Origin of the sequence: Pseudomonas sp. TMW22089 (genome assembly GCF_022496645.1) — a bacterium.
GTDB lineage: Bacteria > Pseudomonadota > Gammaproteobacteria > Pseudomonadales > Pseudomonadaceae > Aquipseudomonas > Aquipseudomonas paraversuta.
This window is the reverse complement of record NZ_SCFG01000009.1, coordinates 102693-122988: the sequence shown is the minus strand read 5'-3', so window position 1 is coordinate 122988 and position 20296 is coordinate 102693. Positions and strand designations below refer to the sequence as shown.

Sequence of the window (20296 nt, the reverse complement as noted above, 5' to 3'; positions counted from 1 at the left end):
TTAAACAAATGGAGTGTTAAGCATGGAAGCTGAAGGGATATGTGCGAATCAATTTGAAAGCGTCAAGCATGCTTTTGAAAATATCTTTAATGATCCGCAGGAACGAGGGGGAGGACTCTGCGTAAAAATTGGCAATGAAACGGTCGTGGATTTATGGGCAGGTTCATCAGATCGTGAAGGTAATAAACCTTGGCTTAAAGATACGTTGATAAATACATTTTGCACGGTCAAACCATTCGCTGCAGTGGCGGCATTGATGCTGGTCGAAAAAGGTAAACTGGAATTAGATATCCCGGTGGCTCATTACTGGCCTGAATTTGCCCAGGGCGGTAAAGATAAAATCACCTTGCGCCATGTGATGAGTCATACCTCCGGGATTCCAGCGTTAAGGCTCCCCAACCGCAACCCGACGATGTATGACTGGGAGCATATGGTGAATGTTCTGGCTGCCGAGCCTATATGGTGGCAACCAGGTACCGAGCTGGGATATGGAACCACAACCTATGGCTGGATCATCGGCGAGCTGATCCGGCGAACTGACGGCCGCAACCCCTGCACCTTTATCCATGAAGAAATCACACAGCCCCATGGCCTGGAGGTTCATCTGGGCGTGGAGCAACAAGATTATTACCGCATTGGCCATTATGACGCGGCCAAGGGACGCATAGGTGACCCTTACTCGAAGAACTTGCGAACAGTAGTTACCACTCATTCGGAAGACATTTCGACCCTTGCCTTTACCAATCCGGGAATATCTCCCAAGCGTTCATCTGATCCAAAATGGTGGGCCTTCAAGCAGCCCGGTGCGTGCTCACATAGTACGGCAGCTGGTTTGGCCGGTTTTTACAGCGCATTACTGGCCGGGCAATTCATCGGCACAGACATGCTGAACGAATTCACCAAAGAGCAAAGCAACGGCATGGATCGCATCTGGAAGCGGCCAATGCGCTATGGCCTGGGTTGCATGATGGAACAAACGGCCGATCCGGATGCATCACACTGCATGGGGCCCAACACCTTTGGCCATATAGGGCTTGGCGGTCCAATTGCCTTCGCAGATGCTGATCGCGAGATCAGTTTCAGCTTTGTGACAACGACTTCAGGTGGGCACATGATGATTGATCCACGCGCACAGAACCTTGCAGCCCTTGCCTACGCGGCAATCTAAACACCCGAGGATCAACCTGGTACACAGAGAGGCCAGCCCCGCAGGCAACTGCACAAAACCGCGACAAGCGAAGCCGACTCGATAGCAAGTCACCCCGCGGCACCCGGTGTAGTGTGTTGTATTACACATCACTACACCGGGACCCCATGCCTACTATGTCTGCGCGCATGCATGGCCAAATGATTCACGCCCTCACCCACCTCGCCGAAGCCACTGGCCAAAGTAAAGCCTTTATGGCCATCAACGCCCTGCTCGGTTGCTTACAGCACATAAAAAGGAAAGGTCCTTCCAGGCAGCAAGAAAATGCGGCAAAGAAGAGAGTCTGCGCAGAGGTTTTCCCAAACCCCAGAAACGACAAAGCCCGCCAATGGCGGGCTCTGCGGTGTAGCAATATGGCGGAGGCGATGGGATTCGAACTCATGGACCTGTTACAGTCGACGGTTTTCAAGACCGTTGCCTTAAACCACTCGGCCACACCTCCTAACGTTGTTGCGGGCGCCATAATACCTGAATGAAACACGTTGTCAAACTCTCTTGATCCCTTGTTTCAGAGCCTCTGCTATGATCTTTGCAACTTAACATTTCCGGACACAGGAGTATCGCCATGCGCGAACAGGATTACCCAGTTAATAGCAACGTGCAGGCCGAACAGCTAGAGGTTAGCCGTGTCCTGCGCAACACTTACGGTTTACTGGCCCTGACACTGGCTTTCAGCGGTGTAATGGCCTACGTATCTCAGCAGATGCGTGTCGGTTACCCAAACATTTTCGTGGTCCTGATCGGCTTTTACGGCCTGTTTTTCTTGACCAACAAGCTGCGTGACTCGGCATGGGGCCTAGTGTCTGCTTTTGCCCTGACCGGCTTTATGGGCTTCCTGCTGGGCCCGATTCTCAACCGCTACCTGGGCATGCAGGGCGGCGCTGAGGTCGTTAGCTCCGCATTCGCCATGACAGCTCTGGTTTTCGGCGGTCTGTCGGCCTATGTGCTGATTACTCGCAAGGACATGAGCTTCCTGGGTGGTTTCATCACTGCAGGCTTTTTTGTTCTGCTGGGCGCAACGCTGGCGAGCTTCTTCTTCCAGATCAGCGGCCTGCAACTGGCTATCAGCGCCGGTTTCGTGCTGTTTTCTTCGGTCTGCATTCTGTTCCAGACCAGCGCCATCATTCAGGGCGGCGAGCGTAACTACATCATGGCGACCATTAGCCTGTATGTATCGATCTACAACCTGTTCATCAGCCTGCTGCAAATCTTCGGCATCATGAGCCGCGACGACTGATTGACGACCGCTGTACAAAAGCCCGCTTCGGCGGGCTTTTTATTGCCTGTAGCAAGCATCTTTAGGCGTCTGGCTTTATCATTGCGTCAGATTTGCCGACAGAGCCCACCATGAAATTTGCCATTGCCCTTTATTCAGCAGCCCATGCGCCCTCCTCTCGCCGAGCCCTGCGCTTTGCCGAGGCGGCATTGGCGGGCGGCCACGAGATTGTCCGGTTGTTTTTCTATCAGGACGGCGTCCACAGCGCTTCGAGCAATATCGTGACACCTCAAGATGAACAAGACCTCGCACAGCAATGGTCAACCTTCGTCAGCAACAATCAACTCGATGGCGTGGTGTGTATTGCAGCAGCCTTGCGCCGCGGTGTGCTGAATAACGACGAAGCTGCGCGATATCAACGCCCGGCGGTCAATTTGCAAGCGCCGTGGGAATTGTCTGGTCTGGGACAGTTGCATGATGCAATTCAATCGGCCGATCGACTGATCTGCTTCGGAGGGCCTTGAGATGCCTAAGTCGCTTTTGATTATTAGCCGTCAGTCTCCCTGGTCCGGCATCAACGCGAAAGAAGCGCTGGATATCGTGCTGGCAGGCGGTGCGTTCGATTTGCCGATCGGTCTGCTGTTTATGGATGACGGTGTATTTCAGCTTGTACCCGAGCAGAAAGCCGCCGCCGTCCAGCAAAAAAACCTGACGGCCAATCTGCAAGCTTTGTCCCTGTTCGGCGTTGAGGACCTGTTCGCTTGCGGCCACAGTTTGTCCGTACGCGGCATCTCGCCTGCCGGACTTGCAGTCGATGACGTCGAGCCGCTGTCGGCAGAAGACATACGCACACTTATTGACCGTTATGACCAAGTGATAACTCTCTGATGTCGACCTTACACGTTCTGAGTCACTCGCCCTTTTCAGACACGCGCCTGGATAGCTGCTTACGCATTCTGGGGCGCGGTGATGCCTTGCTACTCTGTGGCGATGCGGTCTATGCCCTGCAGCAGCAGAGCAGCACACTTGAAGACAAGACTGTCTTTGCCCTCGAAGAAGATCTGCAGGCACGCAATATCGAGTGCCCGCAGTGGGCGGTAGCGATTGACTACCCGGCCTTCGTCGATCTGTCTATTCAGTATGACAAGGTCAACAGCTGGCTATGAATGTGCTCACCCTCGATGGTAAAAACATCCCGCTGGATAAAGACGGTTATCTGCTCGACCTCAACGATTGGTCGGCAGACGTCGCTCAGGCACTGGCCGCACAGGCGGGTATTGAGCTCAGCCCCGAGCACTGGGAAATTCTTCAACTGCTGCGCGACTTTTATCAGGAGTTCCAGCTGTCTCCCGCTACCCGGCCGCTGATCAAATACACCGCACTCAAGCTGGGGACAGAGAAAGGCAACAGCCTGCATCTCAATCGCCTGTTCAATGGCACTCCCGCCAAACTCGCCGCCAAGCTGGCGGGCCTGCCAAAGCCGACCAATTGTCTATGAACATCCCTGCACCGCTGACCCTGGAAACACCCGCCGAGCACCCTTTTGCACAATTTGTCCGGATTCTGGGTAAAGGCAAGCGCGGCGCCCGCAACCTGACCCGCGAAGAAGCCCGCGAAGCGATGGGCATGCTGCTGGATGAGAAGGCCGAGGACACGCAACTGGGCGCCTTCCTGATGTTGCTGCGGCACAAGGAAGAAAGCCCTGAAGAACTGGCCGGTTTCACCGAAGCGGTGCGCGAGCGCCTGACAGCCCCCGGGATCCACGTCGATCTTGACTGGCCAACGTATGCGGGCAAGAAACGCCATTTACCCTGGTATTTGCTGGCAGCCAAATGCCTGTCGCAAAACGGCATACGCATCTTTATGCATGGCGGCGGCGCCCATACGGCAGGCCGTCTATACAGCGAACAGCTGCTGGATGAACTGGCCATACCACTGTGTCGCAACTGGCAAAGCGTTGAAGTCGCCCTGGACCAGGGCAATCTGGCATTTATGCCGCTGCAGGACTGGGCGCCACAGTTGCAACGCATGATCGATCTGCGCAATACCCTGGGCTTGCGCTCGCCAATTCACTCGCTGGCACGCATTCTCAACCCCCTGGGTGCACGTTGCGGCCTGCAGAGCATTTTCCATCCGGGCTATCAAAGCGTGCATCGCGACGCCAGCGGCTTGCTGGGTGACACCAGCATCGTGGTCAAGGGCGATGGCGGCGAAATCGAAGTCAACCCTGACAGCCTGAGCCATCTGTACGGCACCACCCAAGGTGTGAGCTGGGACGAAGAATGGCCGGCGTTGTCTGCGCAGCGCCACGTCAAACCGGCAACCCTGGAGCCACAACACCTTAAGGCGTTATGGCGTGGAGAGGTCGAGGACAGCTATCCGCAGCTGGCGTTGCTATCGACCATGGCCCTGGCCTTGCGCGGGCTGGGTACGCCCCGCGAGCAAGCCTTCGAACTGGCTCAGCGCTACTGGGACAACCGCAACAAATCGATTTAATCGATACTTGGCGCCCATGTTTTGCGCTTTTTGTTCGAACTCAGCCCTTTAGACTGAACTCCAATGCAAAATAGCCAAGGAGCCTCACATGGGCCTGTTGATCGAAGGGCACTGGCATGACCAGTGGTACGAAAGCAGCAAGGACGGGGCTTTTCAGCGCGAGCAGGCCCAGCGCCGCAATTGGGTGACCCGGGACGGCTCGCCTGGCCCGACGGGCAACGGTGGCTTTGCGGCCCAGGCGGGCCGCTACCACCTGTACGTCTCTCTGGCCTGCCCTTGGGCCCACCGCACCCTGATCACCCGCCAACTCAAAGGCCTGGAGTCGCTGATAGACGTGTCAGTGGTCAGCTGGTTGATGCTGGAAAACGGCTGGACCTTTGACAAGGCATTTGGCTCCAGTGGTGACGCTCTCGACCACCTGGATTTTTTGTATCAGCGCTACATTCTGGACACACCCGATTACACCGGCCGCGTCACCGTCCCCTTGCTCTGGGACAAACAGCAACAATGTATCGTCAGCAACGAATCGGCCGACATCATTCGCATGTTTAACACTGCATTTGACGACCTGACGGGCAACCCTCTGGACTTATATCCGCCGTCGCTGGCCACCCAGGTCGATAACTGGAATGAAAGGATTTACCCGGCCATAAACAACGGCGTATACCGGGCCGGATTCGCCACTTCCCAATCGGCTTACGAACAGGCATTCGATGAGATTTTCCGCGAGCTCGAACACCTGGAAACCCATCTGACAGACCATCGCTATCTGGCCGGTGAGTATTTAACTGAGGCAGACGTACGCCTGTTTACCTCACTGATTCGATTTGATGCGGTGTATTACAGCCACTTCAAGTGCAATGAACGACGTATTGCCGATTATCCGAATTTGTCCAACTGGCTGCGTGAGCTATACCAGTGGCCTGGCATTGCGCAAACCGTGGATTTCACCCACATCAAGGGACACTATTACGCCAGTCACCGCACAATCAATCCCACAGGTATTATCCCGAAAGGCCCGGCGCTGGACTTCACCCGCTCCCATGACCGCAACCGCCTTACAGGCAAGGGCATCCAGCAACGCTAATACCTGCAAATGTGCTGGCCGCACAGGCTTGCGGCCAGTAGCATCGCGCGCACTGTTTACGAGACTGCCCCATGCTTATTCCATACGACCAGCTTGAACCTGACACCCTCACCCGCCTGATTGAAGACTTCGTCAGCCGTGAAGGCACCGACAACGGTGATGACACGCCGCAGGAAACACGTGTGCTGCGAGTCCGCCATGCCCTGAGCAAAGGCCAGGCCGTTATCTTCTTTGACCTTGAGAGCCAGCAGTGTCAGCTGATGCCCAAGCATGCCGTGCCAAAAGAGTTCTTTGATTAAGCACAACTGCCCCCCTGATCAAGGACTGGAGAAGCGCGGCCCCAACAAAATAATGGTCGCGCCTATTACACACAGCCCTAGCCCCAGCCAGTCTGAACCCAGCGGCCGAATGCGCTCCACCACTGCCAGCCAGGCAATGGACGTCACGATGTATATCCCGCCATAGGCCGCATAGGCCCGCCCGGCATAGACCGCCTCGACCTTGGTCAAGAGCAGGGCAAACACCACCAGGCTCAGAACTGCCGGCACCACCCACCAGGCACTCTTGCCCTGGCGCAACCACATCCAGAACCCATAGCAGCCAGCAATCTCAAACAAGGCCGCGAAAAAAAACCAAACGTAGTTAAGCATGCGAGAACTCTCCAAATGCGCAGCGCGCAACCCTACGCGTCAGCCCGTGGCCGATCAAGGCTGGGGGGGTTTGGGTGGGGATTAATAAAAGTTGAATTTTCCGCCGGCATCACCAGTCGGACTTTATAAGCACTGCCTATCCTCGTTCGTCAAACAGTGCCCTGAAGAACCTGCAAATTGGCAGAAAACATCAATAAGGAAATGATCATGACCACAATTCTACTCATCATCCTGATTCTGCTGTTAGTAGGCGGATTGCCTGTATTCCCGCACTCGAAAAGCTGGGGCTACGGGCCGTCAGGCATCATCGGCGTGGTTCTGGTTGTACTGTTGATTTTGCTGTTACTCGGCAAGATCTAGAACACACCCTGAGCACAACCCGCGCGCAATAAAAAAGAGGCCCTGAGGCCTCTTTTTTATTGCGCGATTACTTACTTCGGATCTTCTACACCCGCAGTGTTATCCATCAAGCTTTTGGTGGCTGTTTGCAGGAAGGATTCGAGTTTCTTTTTAAGCTCGGCCTCATCCGGCGAATCGGTAACCACCTTGGCTTCAGGATTGGCGCCCAGCTTGTACTGCCAAACCTTGGCCGGCATATCCTTGGGCTGAACCAGCAAGTGGTCGCCGCTGATGACTGCCACTGTCTGGTCACTACCGGACGGCTTGATCACGCCTGTACCCTTGTCGCCTTCAGGCAGGGTGAGCAGGTCACGGCCCCAGCATTGCTGACGGAACTCGCCACCCAGACGCCCCATGATGGTCGGCACGATATCAACCTGTGTCCCCACGGTGTCATTGCGCGCGCCAAATTTTTCCTGGATACCAGGCCCGATCAACAGCAATGGAACGTTAAAGCGTCCCAGGTCCATCTCGGAAATTTGCTGCTCGTTACCGAAGCCGTGGTCACCCACCACCACAAACAGGGTTTCCTTGAAATACGGTTCTTTACGCGCTTTTTCGAAGAACTGACCCAATGCCCAGTCCGAGTAACGCATGGCCGTCAAATGCTCATTGAGCGATCCACGGTCAGTGACCGGTTCAACCGGCAACGGGGTCGGCAGTGCATACGGCGTGTGGTTGGACAGGGTCTGCAGCAAGGCATAGAACGGTTCTTTGCCTTCGCGCTTCTTCAGCTCTTCCAGACCACGGTTGAACATGTCCTGATCGGACACGCCCCACGTAGGATCGGAGAACACCGGATCAACGTAATCGTTACGACCAACGAAAGTGGTCATCCCCTGATTGCTGAAGAAACCCGACTGGTTGTCCCAGGCAAAATCACCGTTGTAGACATAGACGTCGTCAAACTTGCGTGCACTGAGCAGTTCCGGCAGACCGGACAGCTTGTGGCTGCCTTCCGGGGTTTGCATCAGGTATTCAAAACCCGGCAGGTTCGGGAAACAGGCCATGGTTGCGAACATACCCTGGTGGGTATGGGTACCGTTGGAGAAGAAGCGCTCAAACAACAGGCCTTCTTTCGACAGGTTGTCAAAATACGGCGTGACATTGCCCGGACGACCCAGCGCACCCACCGAGTGACCGGCGAAGCTTTCCATCAGGATCACGACAACGTTCTTGATCGGCAGGGTTTTTTCCGCAGGTGGCGTGGTATCGCGGCGTACAGGCGCAGTGTCCGGATCGACCAGCTTGTCGTTCTCGGTCAGCAGCATATCGCGCACTGTCTGTTGGGCTACCGGATCTTCCAGGGTGGCCTTCCAGATATTGCTGCGCTCGTCGGAAAAGCGGCTTTTGGCAGCGGCAATCAGCGACAGGGAGCCGTTAAGACCCAGCTGGTTAGCGAAGTTGGAGTCTGTTGTGTAGGCATCGCCCCAACGTAGAGGAGGACCCTGGCGCAAGGTGCCGCGAGCAGCAACCACACACACCAGCAGTACCACCACAAACACCGCGACACGGCCATACCACGGCGCCACGGCGCGGGCGGTGCCGGCAACGGCTGCGGTGGTCCGCGAACGGGTCAGGCGATCGGCGCCACGAAATGCGAAGTACAGAATCAGCGTACCAACGGCCCAGGCCAACAAGTAGCGCACCACCGGGAAACCGTACCAGAGCATGCTCATGACGGTTTTAGGGTCTTCCTTGACGTACTGGAAAACCAGACCGTTAAGGCGCTGGTGGAACTCGCGGTAGAAGTCCATCTCCATCAGGCCCAAAAACAGCGCCAGGCTGCAAGCAGCTGTCAGCCACAAGCGCATCACTGCGCGCATGGTCATGGCTTTGACACTGAGAATCGCCAACAGTAGAGGAATGCTGAGATACACCACAATTCGCAGGTCAAATCGCAGACCGTTGGCGAATGCTTCGAGGAAGGTCGAAGCCGGGGTATCGAGGATCATTTCCCGGTTATAAACCAGCAGAGCAACCCGTAGCAGGGTGAACATCAGCATCATGATCAAGGCACACAGCAGCGTAAACGCCAGATGCGATTTGACCGTCGGTTGCAACACACGCGTAGCAGCGTGCTGTTGTTTTGGGGCGTCCGGGTTTGCCATGTCGTTTAAGAACCCATTTGTTCAAGTTGAAAAAGTAGTCAAGCCGAAATTTTGCTGGCGGATTGTCTTGAATAGATCGTGAAAATTCCGTGTAGAGCACATTTTGAAACATAAGAAAGGGCCTTTCGGCCCCTCTCGCTCAAGGTTCTGCTGGCATTGCAGTGTGCTAGCGATGCAGCCCACAACCAAACATCAACAGATCCCGGAAGATACCCGATCATTACCCGGCATGTTCACTGCCTGTAAAACATAGGCGGCAAAACGAAAGCTCATACATGGACTTCAGGCATGCCTGAAAGAAGTTTTCGCAGAACATCAGGTCACCCGGACCGAGAAGATCGGTGAAGCCCGGAATGATCGCATCGGATTTTTCTTTGGTTTTGGGCAACAGACGGTCACCCGCCCATGATCGACAGACAAACCCGGCGGCGCTATTGCTGCACACCCGTTCAACTGCCCAACAAAGACGCGCATTCTACTTCGGGGAGGGTGTCAGGTCGAACCCTGACGCAGACAAACTCAGCGGACCGCCACGACAAACCCGTCGCAGCCCGCTGATCATGGCTCAAACTCGGACATTGCCCCGTGGCCCGGCGATGGCCCAAATGATCAGACCCAGCACCGGCAGGAAGATAATCAGCAATACCCAGATGATTTTCGCCCCGGTTCCTGCACCGCTTTTGATCACATTGATGATGGCCCAAATATCCAGAGCCAGAATAATCAGGCCAATCAGACCGTTGAACGTGGACCCCATGATGACGCTCCTGAGTGAGTAACTGTTCACATAGGATAGTCAGCTGTGGCCAGGGTTCCGGTTTTTATTGCATGGACCGGGCCTGTCAGACGTGAACCGCTACTTTCAAGGCTTCCAGCGAAGGTGCAGCACTAATCCCGGCTTCGGCGCACAGCTCCAGAACGCGAGGCACGTCATTGCCGAAAACCAGCACCACCTGAATCTCGTCATCCATCGGCTGGCTCAGGTTCATCAGCACGTATCCGCCCTTATCCGGATTCATGCTCCCCATCTGGATCTGAATGCGGTTGAGGGCCGTCAGCGCCTCTGTTTTAGCCAGTTGCTTGGGTTTGATGTTGAATGCGACACCCGGACCAAACGACGCCACGATCTGTGCAAACAGCTCCATATAGGTATCGGCCTGAAACAGGACGGTGTCTGGCAGGCTCCCGATCACGACCCACTCACCCAGGGCAATCGGGAAGCTGTCGTCGTAATTGATATCCGGGTTGGCTGCCAGAAATGCCACCGGGTCTGCGTAAGCCTGGGCGGCTTCTGTGGCGATGGTGGCGATATCGTCGTCGTCCATGCACCCGGAGCTGATTTTGCTGATGAGTTCAACGAGAGTGGTTTTCATGGGCGAGGCCTGTCACGAGGAAAATTGAGGGCGCGCAGGATATATCAAATGCGCCCCCCGGGGTCCGAAATCAGCCCGCCAGTTTCTCGAGCTGAGCCACGGCATCTGTGGCGCCCATGGTTTTGGCGGCATCCAGTGCAGTAATGCCATTGGCATCCTTGGCCTGCGGATCAGCCCCTTTGCTGATCAGGTAGTCGATGATAGCGACGCGATTGAACATCGCAGCCATCATCAGCGCAGTACGGCCATCGAACGAAGCGCCTTCAACCTGAGCGCCCCCCTCCACCAGCGCTTTGACCATCTCCAGGTCGCCTTTGAATGCTGCGCCTGCAATCGGGCTCTGACCGTTATCGTTGCGAATCTCGGGATCGGCTTTATGCTCGAGCAGAACCTTCACCGCTTCAACGTGCCCGTGATAGCTGGCGAGCATCAACAGGGTATCGCCCTTGTGATTGCGCAGATTGGGCGGCAAGCCCTTGCTCAGCAAGGCCGCCAGCATCGCCGCATCACCTTCGCGCGCCTTGTTGAACACCTGCTCGGCAAACTCCGCAGCCTCTTCCGGGGTCATCTGCCGATTTTGATCTGCTGGCTTGTCGTCTGACATATGAAGCTCCACGTTCGTTACAAAGAAATCCAGTTTCCTGAGACCGGCCCTGCGTGTCATCCCTTTTTTGCTCAAGTGCGCCATAGCGACAATCAATCGACTGGAATAATTCCATCCAACGGGAAAATAACCCGGACAAAATGGGCAAAATGCAGGATGCACGATGGCCAGTCATGCAGATTGCACGACGGCCAGCTCAGCCTGAAATTACAAGCCATTGATTTATAAGGATATTTTAAAAAATAAATAGTGGCACAATCACTGCAATACCTACTCCATGCAAGCCAGTCATGAGCCAATGGAGCTGAATCACATGAGCCTGATCCAAGAAAAATTCGCATCGTTGTTCTCTAACCACAGCGTTACTGTCAAACCCCGCCCGGATGGCGGCGTGTTGTTGACCCTGTGCGACAGCGATGGCAAACAGACACAACGCTCAATTTCCTATGCGCAATTGCACACCGCAGAACAACTGACCTGGGTGATCAGCGCGATTCGCCGCGACCTGGCCGGCACAGCCAGTGAACTGCCGACGATTTCGATGCTGCAAAGCCAGCACCGTTTTGCCCTGCCGACCTACCACTCCCGGTAATAACGCGGCATAAACCCGAAATACTAAAAAGCCAGCAGCCGCTATCAACGCGGCTGCTGGCTTTTGTCCATCTGGGTCGACTTTGCCCAAGCTCCTTGGGCAGGCGCGTCCTTAGTCTTCGAAACCCGGGAAGCGGCCGGCAATGTCCTGGCCGGTGTAACTCATCACCAGGGCTTCAGGATTGCTGAACAGGCGGATGGCAACAAAATGCGGATGCTCGCCCATGTCAAACCAGTGCGCAGTGCCCGCAGGGACTGAGATCAGGTCATTTTTCTCGCACAGTACCGCGTAAACATAATCCCCCATATGCAAGCTGAACAGCCCGCGCCCTGCCACCAGGAAACGCACTTCATCTTCCCCGTAGTGATGCTCGTCCAGAAACCTGGCGCGCAACTCGGCTTTTTGCGGGTGATCTCGATCGAGGCTGATCACATCAACCGCGATATAACCGCCCTCGGTCATCAAGTGGTCAATCTGCTCACGGTTGGCATCGATTACTTCTTCCTGGCTGGCACCCAGCCGGATCGGCGCGCACGCCTGCCAGCGATCAAAGTGCACACCCTGCTCGGCCAGCGTCGCAGCGATGTCTTCAAGGTGGGTCAGCACCTTGTTCGGCATTTCGGGGCTTGATACGTGATAAACGGACAGACTGCTCATTGGACGTGGTTCCTCGGCGTAGGCATGCCCTTACGGCTATTACAGGCCGCTCAGGCATCCTTTCAAATCAGGCTGCAAATTTACGGCGAAGTCAGGGTTGTGCCCTGTCCTCTTGCAGTCGAGTGGCAATGATAACGGCTGCCGCCAACGCTGCGACGCTTGCCATACTAAAGGTGATAGTCGGGCCCAGCGTGTTCCAGCTGTACCCGGCGTACAACGCACCGACCGCGCCGCCAATGCCGGCCAGGGTGGCATACAGCGCCTGCCCTTGCCCCTGCTGGCCCGGACCGAAGCTGCGCTGCACGAACGTCATGGCAGAGGCATGAAAACTGCCGAAGGTGGCGGCGTGCAGCAATTGCGCCAGCAGCAACAGCCACAGGTACTCGGCAACAGACCCCAACAGCAGCCAGCGCAATGCAGCCAACAGAAAGCTGAACATTAATACCCGGCGCACCGAAAATCTTTGCAGGATGCGGCGCATGGCCAAAAACATCAGCACTTCTGCCACCACCCCCAACGCCCACAGCAAGCCGATCACACCCCGGCTATAGCCGAGGGCTTCAAGGTGCAGGGTGAGAAAGGTGTAGTACGGTCCGTGGCTCATCTGCATCAACGCGACACAGACGTAAAACGCGATCACCCCGGGGCTGCACAACTGCTGCAAAAAGCCCCCTTCCAGCGGCTCTCGCCCCTGATATGAGGGTTGGGCGTTTGGCACCCACAGACTGAACAGGACAATCCCGGCCATGACCAGGATCAGCGCGGCCGGATAGATGTCCAGGCTCAACCATTCAAACAAACGCCCCAGAAGCACGACGGTGAGGATAAAACCAATGGATCCCCACAACCGGATCTGGCTGTAGCGCTCCGGCTGCTCGCGCAAATGGGCGAAGGTGATGACTTCAAACTGTGGCAGCACGGCGTGCCAGAAGAACGCGTGCAATGCCATGACCAGCGCCAGCCAGGCGTAACTCTTGCCGAAGAAGATCAAGCTGAAGCTGAGCAGCGTACAGAGCGCCCCCAGTCGCACGATCAACAGGCGCTTGCCGGTGTAATCCCCCAGCCAGCCCCACAGATTGGGGGCTATGCAGCGCATCAGCATCGGAATGGCCACCAGCTCGCCTATTCGCGCGCTGGAGAACCCGAGATGATGAAAGTACAGCGCCAGAAAAGGCGCTGTTGCACCGAGCAAAGCGAAGTAAAAAAGATAGAACCCCGACAATCGCCAGTAAGGAAGTGGCGCCACCGTCGTCAGACCATGGCGCTCAACAGTCCTTGCATTACAACTGGCCCAGCACAGGCGTGCTGACGCTCACATCGGCATTCTGCCCGCGATGGCGCAGCAGGTGGTCCATCAACACGATTGCCATCATCGCCTCGGCAATCGGCGTGGCACGGATGCCCACGCACGGGTCATGGCGGCCCTTGGTGATGACGTCCACCGGGTTACCGTCAACATCAATCGAGCGACCCGGGGTGGTGATGCTGGATGTCGGCTTGAGCGCCAGATGCGCAACAATCGGCTGACCGCTGGAAATACCGCCCAGAATGCCGCCCGCGTTGTTACTTAGGAAACCCTGGGGCGTCATCTCGTCGCGATGCTCGGTGCCGCGCTGGGCAACACTGGCAAAACCCGCACCGATTTCAATGCCCTTGACTGCGTTGATGCTCATCAGCGCATGGGCCAGTTCTGCATCCAGACGGTCGAAAATCGGTTCGCCCAGGCCCGGAATGACCCCTTCGGCCACGACGGTAATTTTCGCTCCGACGGAATCCTGATCGCGACGCAGCTGGTCCATGTAGGCCTCGAGCTCGGGCACTTTGTCCGGGTCGGGGCTGAAGAATGCGTTTTCTTCGACCGAATCCCAGGTCTTGAACGGGATTTCAATCGGGCCCAGCTGGCTCATGTAGCCACGGATCACAATGCCCTGGGTCGCCAGGTACTTTTTGGCAATCGCACCGGCCGCCACGCGCATGGCGGTTTCACGGGCCGAGCTGCGGCCGCCGCCGCGGTAATCACGTTCACCGTATTTGTGGTGATAGGTGTAGTCCGCGTGGGACGGGCGGAACAGATCCTTGATCGCCGAGTAGTCCTTGGACTTCTGGTCGGTATTGCGGATCAGCAGGCCGATGGCGCAACCGGTAGTGCGGCCTTCAAAAACACCAGAGAGAATTTCGACTTCGTCGGCCTCCTGGCGCTGGGTGGTATGACGGCTGGTGCCAGGCTTGCGTCGATCCAGATCGTGCTGCAAGTCTTCAATGGACAGCTCGAGCCCGGGCGGGCAGCCATCAACAATGGCGACCAACGCCGGGCCATGGCTTTCGCCAGCGGTGGTGACAGTGAACAGCTTGCCGAAGGTATTGCCGGACATGCAGGGCGCTCCGCGAAAATCAGCCGATTGAATTCAGCCTCGATAACTATGCGCGCCAGTATACGCAGGCTGCCCTTGTAGTTCATCCTCGAACCTTACTCATCCGGGTTTGTCCAACCGGCACATTAGACAATGATGGCGTGATGATGCTGCGAATACTTTTTTTAGCCCTGACCCTGTTTGGCACCCAGTCCCTGGCGGCCCCCCCTTCTAATGTGTTGCTGCGGCCCATCGAGCTGGACACCGGCTCCGGCACGCTTTATGGCTCGCTGGTGCTGCCAAAGAGCGATAAACCCGTGCCCGTGGTACTGATCATTGCCGGCTCCGGCCCCACCGACCGCGATGGCAACAACACCATTGGCGGACGCAACGACAGCCTGAAAAAGCTGGCATGGCGCCTTGCCCAGAGCAATATCGCCAGCGTGCGTTTCGACAAGCGCGGAATTGCCCAAAGCCAGCCCGCCGGGCCTGACGAAAGCAAACTGAGCCTGGACCAATACGTTACCGATGCCGTGGCCTGGGGCGAAAAGCTCAAAAGTGACCCGCGCTTCGGCAAGGTGTTTGTCCTGGGCCATAGCGAAGGTGCGCTGATCGCCAGCCTGGCCGCGCCGCGCATAGGCGCCGCCGGGGTAATTTCGATTGCCGGCACGGGACGCCCGGTCGGCCAGTTGTTGCGCGAGCAGCTACAGCGCAATCACCTGCCACCGGCCATGCTCAAGCGCAGCTTCGAGCTGATCAGCACCCTCGAAGCCGGGCGCACCGATGACAATGTGCCCGCCGACCTTGAAGTGATTTTCCGTCCAAGTGTGCAGCCGTACATGATCAGCCTGCTGCGCTATAACCCGGCTACCGCTTTTGCCGCACTGAAGATGCCGGCCCTGATTATCCAGGGCACCCACGACATCCAGGTCGAGGTCAAGGATGCACGCCTGCTCAAGGCGGCCAAGCCGGATGCCGTGCTGACCCTGATCAACGGCATGAACCACGTGATGCGCATAGTGCCGATGGACATGAAACGCCAGATCCAGTCCTACAACGACCCCAATCAGCGGGTGGCGGGAGAACTTGGTGATCGAACTGTGCGCTTCATCACTAAAGTGAATGCCGCCCAGCCCTCCAGTCCTGGCACTAACGGCCGATAAGCCAGTGTCGACCGCCCAAATCAGGTCGACATACCGGGCTTGCACAGGACTCTGCCGTTATGAGCGACACCCCATCACAACCCGCCGGCCCTGAAGAGCCGGCAACGCCCGAGACGCCTGTGCGGCCTTGGGCAGATGTGCACCCCGAGCATTTCAAAATGCTGCGCCTGGCCCCCCTGCAGACTGACCGCAGCACCGGCGCGCGGCCTTTGCGCTTTGTGCAGTTCGGCTATGCCGAGCGCAACAACAAAGACCTCAGCCTGTTGCGGCTGGAGATCCTGCTGCCCGGGCAAAAGGTACGCAAAGAACAGAACCAGCTTGAGGTGTGTGTCGACCATGCCACCCAGCGGGTGAGCATCAGCCCCGAGCGCGGTGTGCTGGTTGAGCCCATGAATCGCGGCATCGGTCGTTTCCTGATGGCCCAGGGGATTGAGTGGGTACAGAAGAAATGGGCGCGTTACCATTTTGACAGCATCGACTTGCCCAGCCGCGATGCCCTCAACGAAGACACCCGCCTGCGCCGCGACCACTGCCTGCGCACCCAGGGCTTTGATGTGATCTATGAGGACGCACTGCAGCGTAAGGCGCGGATCGAAAAAGTGCAGGCCGGCGAGCTGTACAACACCTGGAACAGCGAAAAAATCCAGTTCGTGGAGATTCTCGAGGCCGCACAAATGCTTCAGCAAGCAGAACAAAATCTGCAGGCACAAGAACTGAAACTGCGGGAAAAAGAAGAACGGATCAGCAAATACCAGCGCGAAGATACCGGTTTGCGCTTCACCATCACCTGCCTGGTTGCCTTTGCGGTGTTCCAGGCAGCGCTACTGATCTGGATTGCGACTCACCGCTAAAAAACGGCTGGAGCCTGGCTTGCCAGGCGCCTGCCGATCCAGGGCTTAAACCCGCGAAGCAAACAGCGCTTGATGCTCACGGCATTGCTCGGCCGTAAGCATGAATACGCCATGCCCGCCGCGCTCAAACTCGAGCCAGGCAAAGTCGACTTCCGGATACAACGACTCGACGTGAACCTGACTATTGCCCACCTCAACGATCAACAAACCCTTGTCGGTCAGATGATCGCCTGCCTCGGCCAGCATCCGGCGAACCAGATTCAGCCCGTCATCGCCGCACGCCAGGCCCAGTTCAGGTTCGTGCTGATACTCCGCCGGCATGTCAGCAAAATCTTCAGCGTCGACATAGGGCGGGTTTGACACGATCAAATCGAAGCGCTGCCCCGGCAGACCATCAAAGCCATCGCCCTGAACCGTGTATACCCGCTCATCAACGCCATGGCGTTCAATGTTCTGGTTGGCCACTTCGAGTGCTTCGTAGGACAGGTCGGCCAGCACCACTTCGGCATTCTGGAACTCATACGCACAGGCGATGCCGATGCAGCCCGAGCCGGTGCACAGATCGAGGATCCGCGCCGGTTCTGCACCCAGCCACGGCTCGAAACGCTTTTCGATCAGCTCACCAATCGGCGAGCGCGGAATCAACACGCGCTCATCAACGATAAACGACATGCCGCAGAACCATGCCTCGCCCAGCAGGTAAGCCGTCGGCACGCGCTCTTCAATCCGGCGCTTGAGCAGATGCTGCAGATTAACCAGCTCATCATCCTCGAGGCGGCAGTCGAGATAGCTGTCAGCGATTTCCCAGGGCAGGTTCAATGCCCCCAACACCAACTGTCGGGCTTCGTCCCAAGCGTTGTCGGTACCATGACCAAAGAACAGCTCTTCCCCATGAAAGTGGCTGACGGCCCAGCGAATATGGTCGCGCAGAGTGCGCAGGCGGGAAGTGATCACGGTCTTACTCCTCAAAATCGACCGATGATTCTAACAGCCAAATCCCGACAGGGTTAAGGTTGTGCCCTACGGTCAGGCAAAATGCCAAGCCGGGCGCACATAACAGCTGCGCAAAAACCCAAAATCACTCCATTTCGTACACTTGGGCACTCCGGCGCTCACCTCTGGCTGCGCTGTAGGCCAAGAACCACGTGGCTTACACGACTAGCCATTCACATAAGCGCCCGGCCAGTGGAGAATGTCGCAAAAGCCCCACTCAAAGGAGCCCCTCGAATGCCCGCTTTAAAGACGATGTTTCAACTCACTGGACGTGGTTATGCCGCTGCCAGCCTGAGCAACGCCAGCCTGCTGATCATCGATGCGCAAAATGAATACCTGAGCGGGCCTCTGGCCTTGTCCGGAATGGAAGCCGCCACCGCCAATATCGCCCTTCTGCTCGACGCGGCCCGCAAGGCCAAGCGCCCCGTGGTTCATATCCGCCATCTGGGCACGGTGGGTGGCATGTTCGACCCTCAAGGCGAGCGCGGCGCGTTCATCAAGGGCCTGGAGCCTCAAGGTGATGAGTTGATCATCGAAAAACGCATGCCCAACGCCTTCAATGACACCGGCCTGCAAAAAGCCCTGGAAAACCTGGGCTCCCTGGATGTGATTGTCTGCGGCTTCATGAGCCACTCCAGCGTCAGCACCACGGTTCGCGCCGCCAAAGACTATGGCTTGCGCTGCACCCTGGTCGAAGATGCCTGCGCCACACGCGACCTGCCTACTCCGGATGGCATTATCAGCGCCGCGCAGGTACAGAAAACCGAGATGGCAATCATGAATGACAACTTCGCCACCCTGACCCTGACCAAAAACCTGATTTGATCCCGTCCGCTCCTGATAGGCGGGCTGCTCAAGCCGCCTATCGAGACATTCCATTGCCAGCACGCTCCCCTTTTCAGCGCATCTCAGGAACAACCTGTCCATGTTCCTGTCGAAGGGCCGATACCCTTTAAGGAAAGATCGGAATGAAGATCGCCGATGGTTTTGACGCGCGACGTTTGCGTCCCAAGGCACACAGCAACTGGCGTTCGCGTCTGGTGCTGCTTTTTGCCGCCCTGCTGACGCTGTGCGGCGTGCTATTGCTACTGGCCGGCGCCAGTAGCCTGATTGGCCATCCAGAGGCGCTGGGCGAGCTCAACGCCAGCCCTGCCGGGGCGATCGTAGTGCTGGTATTCGGAATACTGATCAGCTGGCTGGGTGTCTGGCTTTGGCGCCGCCGCCGTCGCCGGATGCGCCAGCCGTTTGGGCTGAGCATGGCTGCGCACCTGATGAAAAAGCGCGACTGAGGCATATCCGCCGCCCGATTGTCGTCGACTTGGGTAAACTAGCCGCCCTTCGCGGAGGCTGACATGCAAGACGACGACTTTTCCCTGTTCAAAAACGAGACTCGCGGTGTAAAGCCGATCAAGCATGATCGTGCCGATACCGGCAAACCCAAATCCGACCGGGCACAACTGGCCAAACTGCGCCAGAACGCGACCGTGCGCACCAATGCCACGATCATCGATGGCCTGTCGGACCAGTTTGTGATTGATGTCGGCCCCGAAGACCAATTGAACTGGTCACGGGACGGCGTGCAAGAAAGCCAGATGCGCAAGCTCAAACTCGGCCAGATCAGCTTCGAAGGCAGTCTTGACCTGCACGGCATGACCGTCGAAAAGGCCCGCGAAACCCTGTGGGAGTTTCTGGGCGAAGCCTCCCGCCTTGAAGTGCGCTGTGTCCGCGTCACCCACGGCAAAGCCGTGCGCCTGGACGGCAAGCGACCAATGATCAAAAGTCACGTCAACACATGGTTGCGCCAACACTCGCAAGTGCTGGGGTTCTGCTCCTGCCAGGCCAGACATGGGGGCGCCGGCGCGGTTTACGTCATGCTCAAGCGCACCATGATGGACGGTCGCGACGAGTAACACCCTATCACCACACTTGCAGCGCCGTGCCAGCCCCCGTACCCTTACTCTTTGCGAAAAATCCCACAGGTAGATTAATGTCCCTGGAACAAAACTACACCGCGATCCTCGGTCAACTCGGCGAAGACGTTTCCCGTGAAGGCCTGCTGGATACGCCAAAGCGTGCCGCCAAAGCCATGCAGTACCTTTGCCGCGGCTATGAGCAAACCCTGGAAGAAGTCACCAACGGTGCCTTGTTCAGCTCTGACAACAGCGAAATGGTACTGGTCAAGGACATCGAGCTTTACTCGTTGTGCGAACACCACTTGTTGCCGTTTATCGGCAAAGCTCACGTCGCTTACATTCCGAGCGGCAAAGTGCTGGGCCTGTCGAAAGTGGCACGGATAGTCGACATGTACGCCCGTCGCCTGCAGATTCAGGAAAACCTGAGCCGGCAGATTGCCGATGCGGTGATGCAGGTTACCGGTGCGCTGGGCGTGGCCGTAGTGATTGAAGCCAAGCACATGTGCATGATGATGCGCGGTATCGAGAAACAGAACTCGTCGATGATCACCTCGGTGATGCTGGGTGAGTTCCGCGAAAACGCGGCCACCCGCAGCGAGTTTCTCAGCTTGATCAAGTAATATCCCCAGTCAG

General features: G+C 56.9%; 26 protein-coding genes and 1 tRNA gene. 17 read left to right on the top strand and 10 right to left on the bottom strand.

Annotated features, from left to right (window positions below):
* Window positions 1–22: 22 nt before the first annotated feature.
* Window positions 23–1168 (top strand): EstA family serine hydrolase, encoded by a 1146-nt coding sequence (locus EQV90_RS11425; protein ID WP_003442062.1) that lies wholly within the window; start codon window positions 23–25, stop codon window positions 1166–1168.
* Window positions 1169–1561: 393 nt separating this feature from the next.
* On the opposite strand, the gene EQV90_RS11420 is transcribed toward EQV90_RS11425, so the two are convergent.
* Window positions 1562–1649 (bottom strand) — tRNA-Ser (locus EQV90_RS11420).
* A gap of 123 nt (window positions 1650–1772) precedes the next feature.
* Here EQV90_RS11420 and EQV90_RS11415 point away from each other — a divergent pair.
* The 8 genes from EQV90_RS11415 (at window position 1773) to EQV90_RS11380 (ending at window position 6305) form a co-directional block, all read left to right on the top strand.
* Complete coding sequence (locus tag EQV90_RS11415) at window positions 1773–2444, top strand: Bax inhibitor-1/YccA family protein (RefSeq protein ID WP_003442061.1); 672 nt, start codon at window positions 1773–1775, stop codon at window positions 2442–2444.
* Window positions 2445–2554: 110 nt separating this feature from the next.
* Window positions 2555–2947 carry a sulfurtransferase complex subunit TusD gene (gene tusD, locus EQV90_RS11410; protein WP_003442060.1) on the top strand — a complete coding sequence of 131 codons (393 nt, stop codon included), beginning with the start codon at window positions 2555–2557 and terminating at the stop codon, window positions 2945–2947.
* A gap of 1 nt (window position 2948) precedes the next feature.
* Window positions 2949–3311 (top strand): sulfurtransferase complex subunit TusC, encoded by a 363-nt coding sequence (gene tusC / locus EQV90_RS11405; RefSeq protein WP_010656406.1) that lies wholly within the window; start codon window positions 2949–2951, stop codon window positions 3309–3311.
* Complete coding sequence (gene tusB / locus EQV90_RS11400; RefSeq protein WP_003442058.1) at window positions 3311–3589, top strand: sulfurtransferase complex subunit TusB; 279 nt, start codon at window positions 3311–3313, stop codon at window positions 3587–3589. The genes tusC and tusB overlap by 1 nt, the downstream gene beginning before the upstream one ends.
* Window positions 3586–3921 carry a TusE/DsrC/DsvC family sulfur relay protein gene (locus tag EQV90_RS11395; RefSeq protein ID WP_003442057.1) on the top strand — a complete coding sequence of 112 codons (336 nt, stop codon included), beginning with the start codon at window positions 3586–3588 and terminating at the stop codon, window positions 3919–3921. The genes tusB and EQV90_RS11395 overlap by 4 nt, the downstream gene beginning before the upstream one ends.
* Window positions 3918–4919 (top strand): glycosyl transferase family protein, encoded by a 1002-nt coding sequence (locus tag EQV90_RS11390; protein WP_003442054.1) that lies wholly within the window; start codon window positions 3918–3920, stop codon window positions 4917–4919. The genes EQV90_RS11395 and EQV90_RS11390 overlap by 4 nt, the downstream gene beginning before the upstream one ends.
* Window positions 4920–5007: 88 nt before the next feature.
* A complete protein-coding gene (locus tag EQV90_RS11385; RefSeq protein ID WP_127196249.1) occupies window positions 5008–6006 on the top strand; it encodes a glutathione S-transferase family protein in 999 nt (332 codons plus the stop codon).
* 71 nt (window positions 6007–6077) lie between these two features.
* Window positions 6078–6305, top strand: a complete 228-nt coding sequence (locus EQV90_RS11380; RefSeq protein ID WP_003442050.1) for a YheU family protein — start codon at window positions 6078–6080, stop codon at window positions 6303–6305.
* An 18-nt stretch (window positions 6306–6323) separates the two neighbouring features.
* Here the strand turns inward: EQV90_RS11380 and EQV90_RS11375 are convergent, their stop codons facing one another.
* A complete protein-coding gene (locus tag EQV90_RS11375) occupies window positions 6324–6656 on the bottom strand; it encodes a YnfA family protein (protein ID WP_003442048.1) in 333 nt (110 codons plus the stop codon).
* A 201-nt stretch (window positions 6657–6857) separates the two neighbouring features.
* Between EQV90_RS11375 and EQV90_RS11370 the strand changes: the two genes are divergently transcribed.
* Window positions 6858–7016: a DUF3309 family protein gene (locus EQV90_RS11370; protein ID WP_177412975.1), complete on the top strand. Its 159-nt coding sequence runs from the start codon at window positions 6858–6860 to the stop codon at window positions 7014–7016.
* Between the two features lie 71 nt (window positions 7017–7087).
* Here EQV90_RS11370 and EQV90_RS11365 read toward each other — a convergent pair whose 3' ends face one another.
* The 4 genes from EQV90_RS11365 to EQV90_RS11350 all read right to left on the bottom strand — a co-directional run bounded on the left by EQV90_RS11365 (window position 7088) and on the right by EQV90_RS11350 (window position 11143).
* A complete protein-coding gene (locus EQV90_RS11365; RefSeq protein ID WP_003442044.1) occupies window positions 7088–9166 on the bottom strand; it encodes an LTA synthase family protein in 2079 nt (692 codons plus the stop codon).
* Between the two features lie 565 nt (window positions 9167–9731).
* Window positions 9732–9923, bottom strand: coding sequence for a PLD nuclease N-terminal domain-containing protein (locus tag EQV90_RS11360; protein ID WP_003442042.1), 192 nt, complete (start codon window positions 9921–9923; stop codon window positions 9732–9734).
* Between the two features lie 85 nt (window positions 9924–10008).
* Window positions 10009–10539, bottom strand: a complete 531-nt coding sequence (locus EQV90_RS11355; RefSeq protein ID WP_003442037.1) for a hypothetical protein — start codon at window positions 10537–10539, stop codon at window positions 10009–10011.
* A 70-nt stretch (window positions 10540–10609) separates the two neighbouring features.
* Window positions 10610–11143, bottom strand: a complete 534-nt coding sequence (locus EQV90_RS11350) for an ankyrin repeat domain-containing protein (RefSeq protein WP_003442036.1) — start codon at window positions 11141–11143, stop codon at window positions 10610–10612.
* 313 nt (window positions 11144–11456) lie between these two features.
* Here EQV90_RS11350 and EQV90_RS11345 point away from each other — a divergent pair, with 313 nt between their 5' ends.
* Window positions 11457–11735, top strand: a complete 279-nt coding sequence (locus tag EQV90_RS11345) for a DUF3509 domain-containing protein (protein WP_003442035.1) — start codon at window positions 11457–11459, stop codon at window positions 11733–11735.
* A 111-nt stretch (window positions 11736–11846) separates the two neighbouring features.
* On the opposite strand, the gene EQV90_RS11340 is transcribed toward EQV90_RS11345, so the two are convergent.
* The 3 genes from EQV90_RS11340 to aroC all read right to left on the bottom strand — a co-directional run bounded on the left by EQV90_RS11340 (window position 11847) and on the right by aroC (window position 14764).
* On the bottom strand, window positions 11847–12392 hold the full coding sequence (locus EQV90_RS11340) for an acireductone dioxygenase (RefSeq protein WP_240878112.1): 546 nt from the start codon (window positions 12390–12392) through the stop codon (window positions 11847–11849).
* A 91-nt stretch (window positions 12393–12483) separates the two neighbouring features.
* On the bottom strand, window positions 12484–13638 hold the full coding sequence (locus tag EQV90_RS11335; protein WP_010656409.1) for an MFS transporter: 1155 nt from the start codon (window positions 13636–13638) through the stop codon (window positions 12484–12486).
* A gap of 34 nt (window positions 13639–13672) precedes the next feature.
* Window positions 13673–14764, bottom strand: a complete 1092-nt coding sequence (gene aroC, locus EQV90_RS11330) for a chorismate synthase (protein ID WP_003442032.1) — start codon at window positions 14762–14764, stop codon at window positions 13673–13675.
* 143 nt (window positions 14765–14907) lie between these two features.
* Between aroC and EQV90_RS11325 the strand changes: the two genes are divergently transcribed.
* Together EQV90_RS11325 and EQV90_RS11320 are read left to right on the top strand one after the other, a co-directional pair.
* Complete coding sequence (locus EQV90_RS11325) at window positions 14908–15906, top strand: alpha/beta fold hydrolase (RefSeq protein ID WP_240878111.1); 999 nt, start codon at window positions 14908–14910, stop codon at window positions 15904–15906.
* A gap of 59 nt (window positions 15907–15965) precedes the next feature.
* Window positions 15966–16757, top strand: a complete 792-nt coding sequence (locus EQV90_RS11320; protein WP_240878110.1) for a hypothetical protein — start codon at window positions 15966–15968, stop codon at window positions 16755–16757.
* Between the two features lie 45 nt (window positions 16758–16802).
* Here EQV90_RS11320 and prmB read toward each other — a convergent pair whose 3' ends face one another.
* A complete protein-coding gene (gene prmB, locus EQV90_RS11315) occupies window positions 16803–17711 on the bottom strand; it encodes a 50S ribosomal protein L3 N(5)-glutamine methyltransferase (RefSeq protein ID WP_003442023.1) in 909 nt (302 codons plus the stop codon).
* Between the two features lie 273 nt (window positions 17712–17984).
* Between prmB and EQV90_RS11310 the strand changes: the two genes are divergently transcribed.
* The 4 genes from EQV90_RS11310 (at window position 17985) to folE (ending at window position 20283) form a co-directional block, all read left to right on the top strand.
* Window positions 17985–18575: a cysteine hydrolase family protein gene (locus EQV90_RS11310; RefSeq protein WP_003442020.1), complete on the top strand. Its 591-nt coding sequence runs from the start codon at window positions 17985–17987 to the stop codon at window positions 18573–18575.
* Window positions 18576–18718: 143 nt separating this feature from the next.
* The gene (locus tag EQV90_RS11305) at window positions 18719–19039 is read left to right on the top strand and encodes a hypothetical protein (protein ID WP_003442017.1); all 321 of its coding nucleotides are present in this window, start codon (window positions 18719–18721) and stop codon (window positions 19037–19039) included.
* A 63-nt stretch (window positions 19040–19102) separates the two neighbouring features.
* Window positions 19103–19660 carry a Smr/MutS family protein gene (locus EQV90_RS11300; RefSeq protein WP_003442014.1) on the top strand — a complete coding sequence of 186 codons (558 nt, stop codon included), beginning with the start codon at window positions 19103–19105 and terminating at the stop codon, window positions 19658–19660.
* 77 nt (window positions 19661–19737) lie between these two features.
* Complete coding sequence (folE, locus tag EQV90_RS11295) at window positions 19738–20283, top strand: GTP cyclohydrolase I FolE (RefSeq protein WP_240878109.1); 546 nt, start codon at window positions 19738–19740, stop codon at window positions 20281–20283.
* Window positions 20284–20296 lie beyond the last annotated feature (13 nt).

What these genes read in the sequence shown, in the direction of transcription:
- EQV90_RS11370 (WP_177412975.1), top strand. Translation starts at nt 6,858, where the DNA reads ATGATCATGACCACAATTCTACTCATCATCCTGATTCTGCTGTTAGTA.
- EQV90_RS11365 (WP_003442044.1), bottom strand. Translation starts at nt 9,166, where the DNA reads ATGGCAAACCCGGACGCCCCAAAACAACAGCACGCTGCTACGCGTGTG.
- EQV90_RS11395 (WP_003442057.1), top strand. Translation starts at nt 3,586, where the DNA reads ATGAATGTGCTCACCCTCGATGGTAAAAACATCCCGCTGGATAAAGAC.
- aroC (WP_003442032.1), bottom strand. Translation starts at nt 14,764, where the DNA reads ATGTCCGGCAATACCTTCGGCAAGCTGTTCACTGTCACCACCGCTGGC.
- EQV90_RS11385 (WP_127196249.1), top strand. Translation starts at nt 5,008, where the DNA reads ATGGGCCTGTTGATCGAAGGGCACTGGCATGACCAGTGGTACGAAAGC.
- EQV90_RS11305 (WP_003442017.1), top strand. Translation starts at nt 18,719, where the DNA reads ATGAAGATCGCCGATGGTTTTGACGCGCGACGTTTGCGTCCCAAGGCA.
- tusC (WP_010656406.1), top strand. Translation starts at nt 2,949, where the DNA reads ATGCCTAAGTCGCTTTTGATTATTAGCCGTCAGTCTCCCTGGTCCGGC.
- EQV90_RS11355 (WP_003442037.1), bottom strand. Translation starts at nt 10,539, where the DNA reads ATGAAAACCACTCTCGTTGAACTCATCAGCAAAATCAGCTCCGGGTGC.
- EQV90_RS11350 (WP_003442036.1), bottom strand. Translation starts at nt 11,143, where the DNA reads ATGTCAGACGACAAGCCAGCAGATCAAAATCGGCAGATGACCCCGGAA.
- EQV90_RS11390 (WP_003442054.1), top strand. Translation starts at nt 3,918, where the DNA reads ATGAACATCCCTGCACCGCTGACCCTGGAAACACCCGCCGAGCACCCT.
- EQV90_RS11325 (WP_240878111.1), top strand. Translation starts at nt 14,908, where the DNA reads ATGATGCTGCGAATACTTTTTTTAGCCCTGACCCTGTTTGGCACCCAG.
- EQV90_RS11310 (WP_003442020.1), top strand. Translation starts at nt 17,985, where the DNA reads ATGCCCGCTTTAAAGACGATGTTTCAACTCACTGGACGTGGTTATGCC.
- EQV90_RS11360 (WP_003442042.1), bottom strand. Translation starts at nt 9,923, where the DNA reads ATGGGGTCCACGTTCAACGGTCTGATTGGCCTGATTATTCTGGCTCTG.
- EQV90_RS11380 (WP_003442050.1), top strand. Translation starts at nt 6,078, where the DNA reads ATGCTTATTCCATACGACCAGCTTGAACCTGACACCCTCACCCGCCTG.
- EQV90_RS11345 (WP_003442035.1), top strand. Translation starts at nt 11,457, where the DNA reads ATGAGCCTGATCCAAGAAAAATTCGCATCGTTGTTCTCTAACCACAGC.
- tusB (WP_003442058.1), top strand. Translation starts at nt 3,311, where the DNA reads ATGTCGACCTTACACGTTCTGAGTCACTCGCCCTTTTCAGACACGCGC.
- tusD (WP_003442060.1), top strand. Translation starts at nt 2,555, where the DNA reads ATGAAATTTGCCATTGCCCTTTATTCAGCAGCCCATGCGCCCTCCTCT.
- folE (WP_240878109.1), top strand. Translation starts at nt 19,738, where the DNA reads ATGTCCCTGGAACAAAACTACACCGCGATCCTCGGTCAACTCGGCGAA.
- EQV90_RS11300 (WP_003442014.1), top strand. Translation starts at nt 19,103, where the DNA reads ATGCAAGACGACGACTTTTCCCTGTTCAAAAACGAGACTCGCGGTGTA.
- EQV90_RS11320 (WP_240878110.1), top strand. Translation starts at nt 15,966, where the DNA reads ATGAGCGACACCCCATCACAACCCGCCGGCCCTGAAGAGCCGGCAACG.
- EQV90_RS11340 (WP_240878112.1), bottom strand. Translation starts at nt 12,392, where the DNA reads ATGAGCAGTCTGTCCGTTTATCACGTATCAAGCCCCGAAATGCCGAAC.
- EQV90_RS11375 (WP_003442048.1), bottom strand. Translation starts at nt 6,656, where the DNA reads ATGCTTAACTACGTTTGGTTTTTTTTCGCGGCCTTGTTTGAGATTGCT.
- EQV90_RS11415 (WP_003442061.1), top strand. Translation starts at nt 1,773, where the DNA reads ATGCGCGAACAGGATTACCCAGTTAATAGCAACGTGCAGGCCGAACAG.
- EQV90_RS11425 (WP_003442062.1), top strand. Translation starts at nt 23, where the DNA reads ATGGAAGCTGAAGGGATATGTGCGAATCAATTTGAAAGCGTCAAGCAT.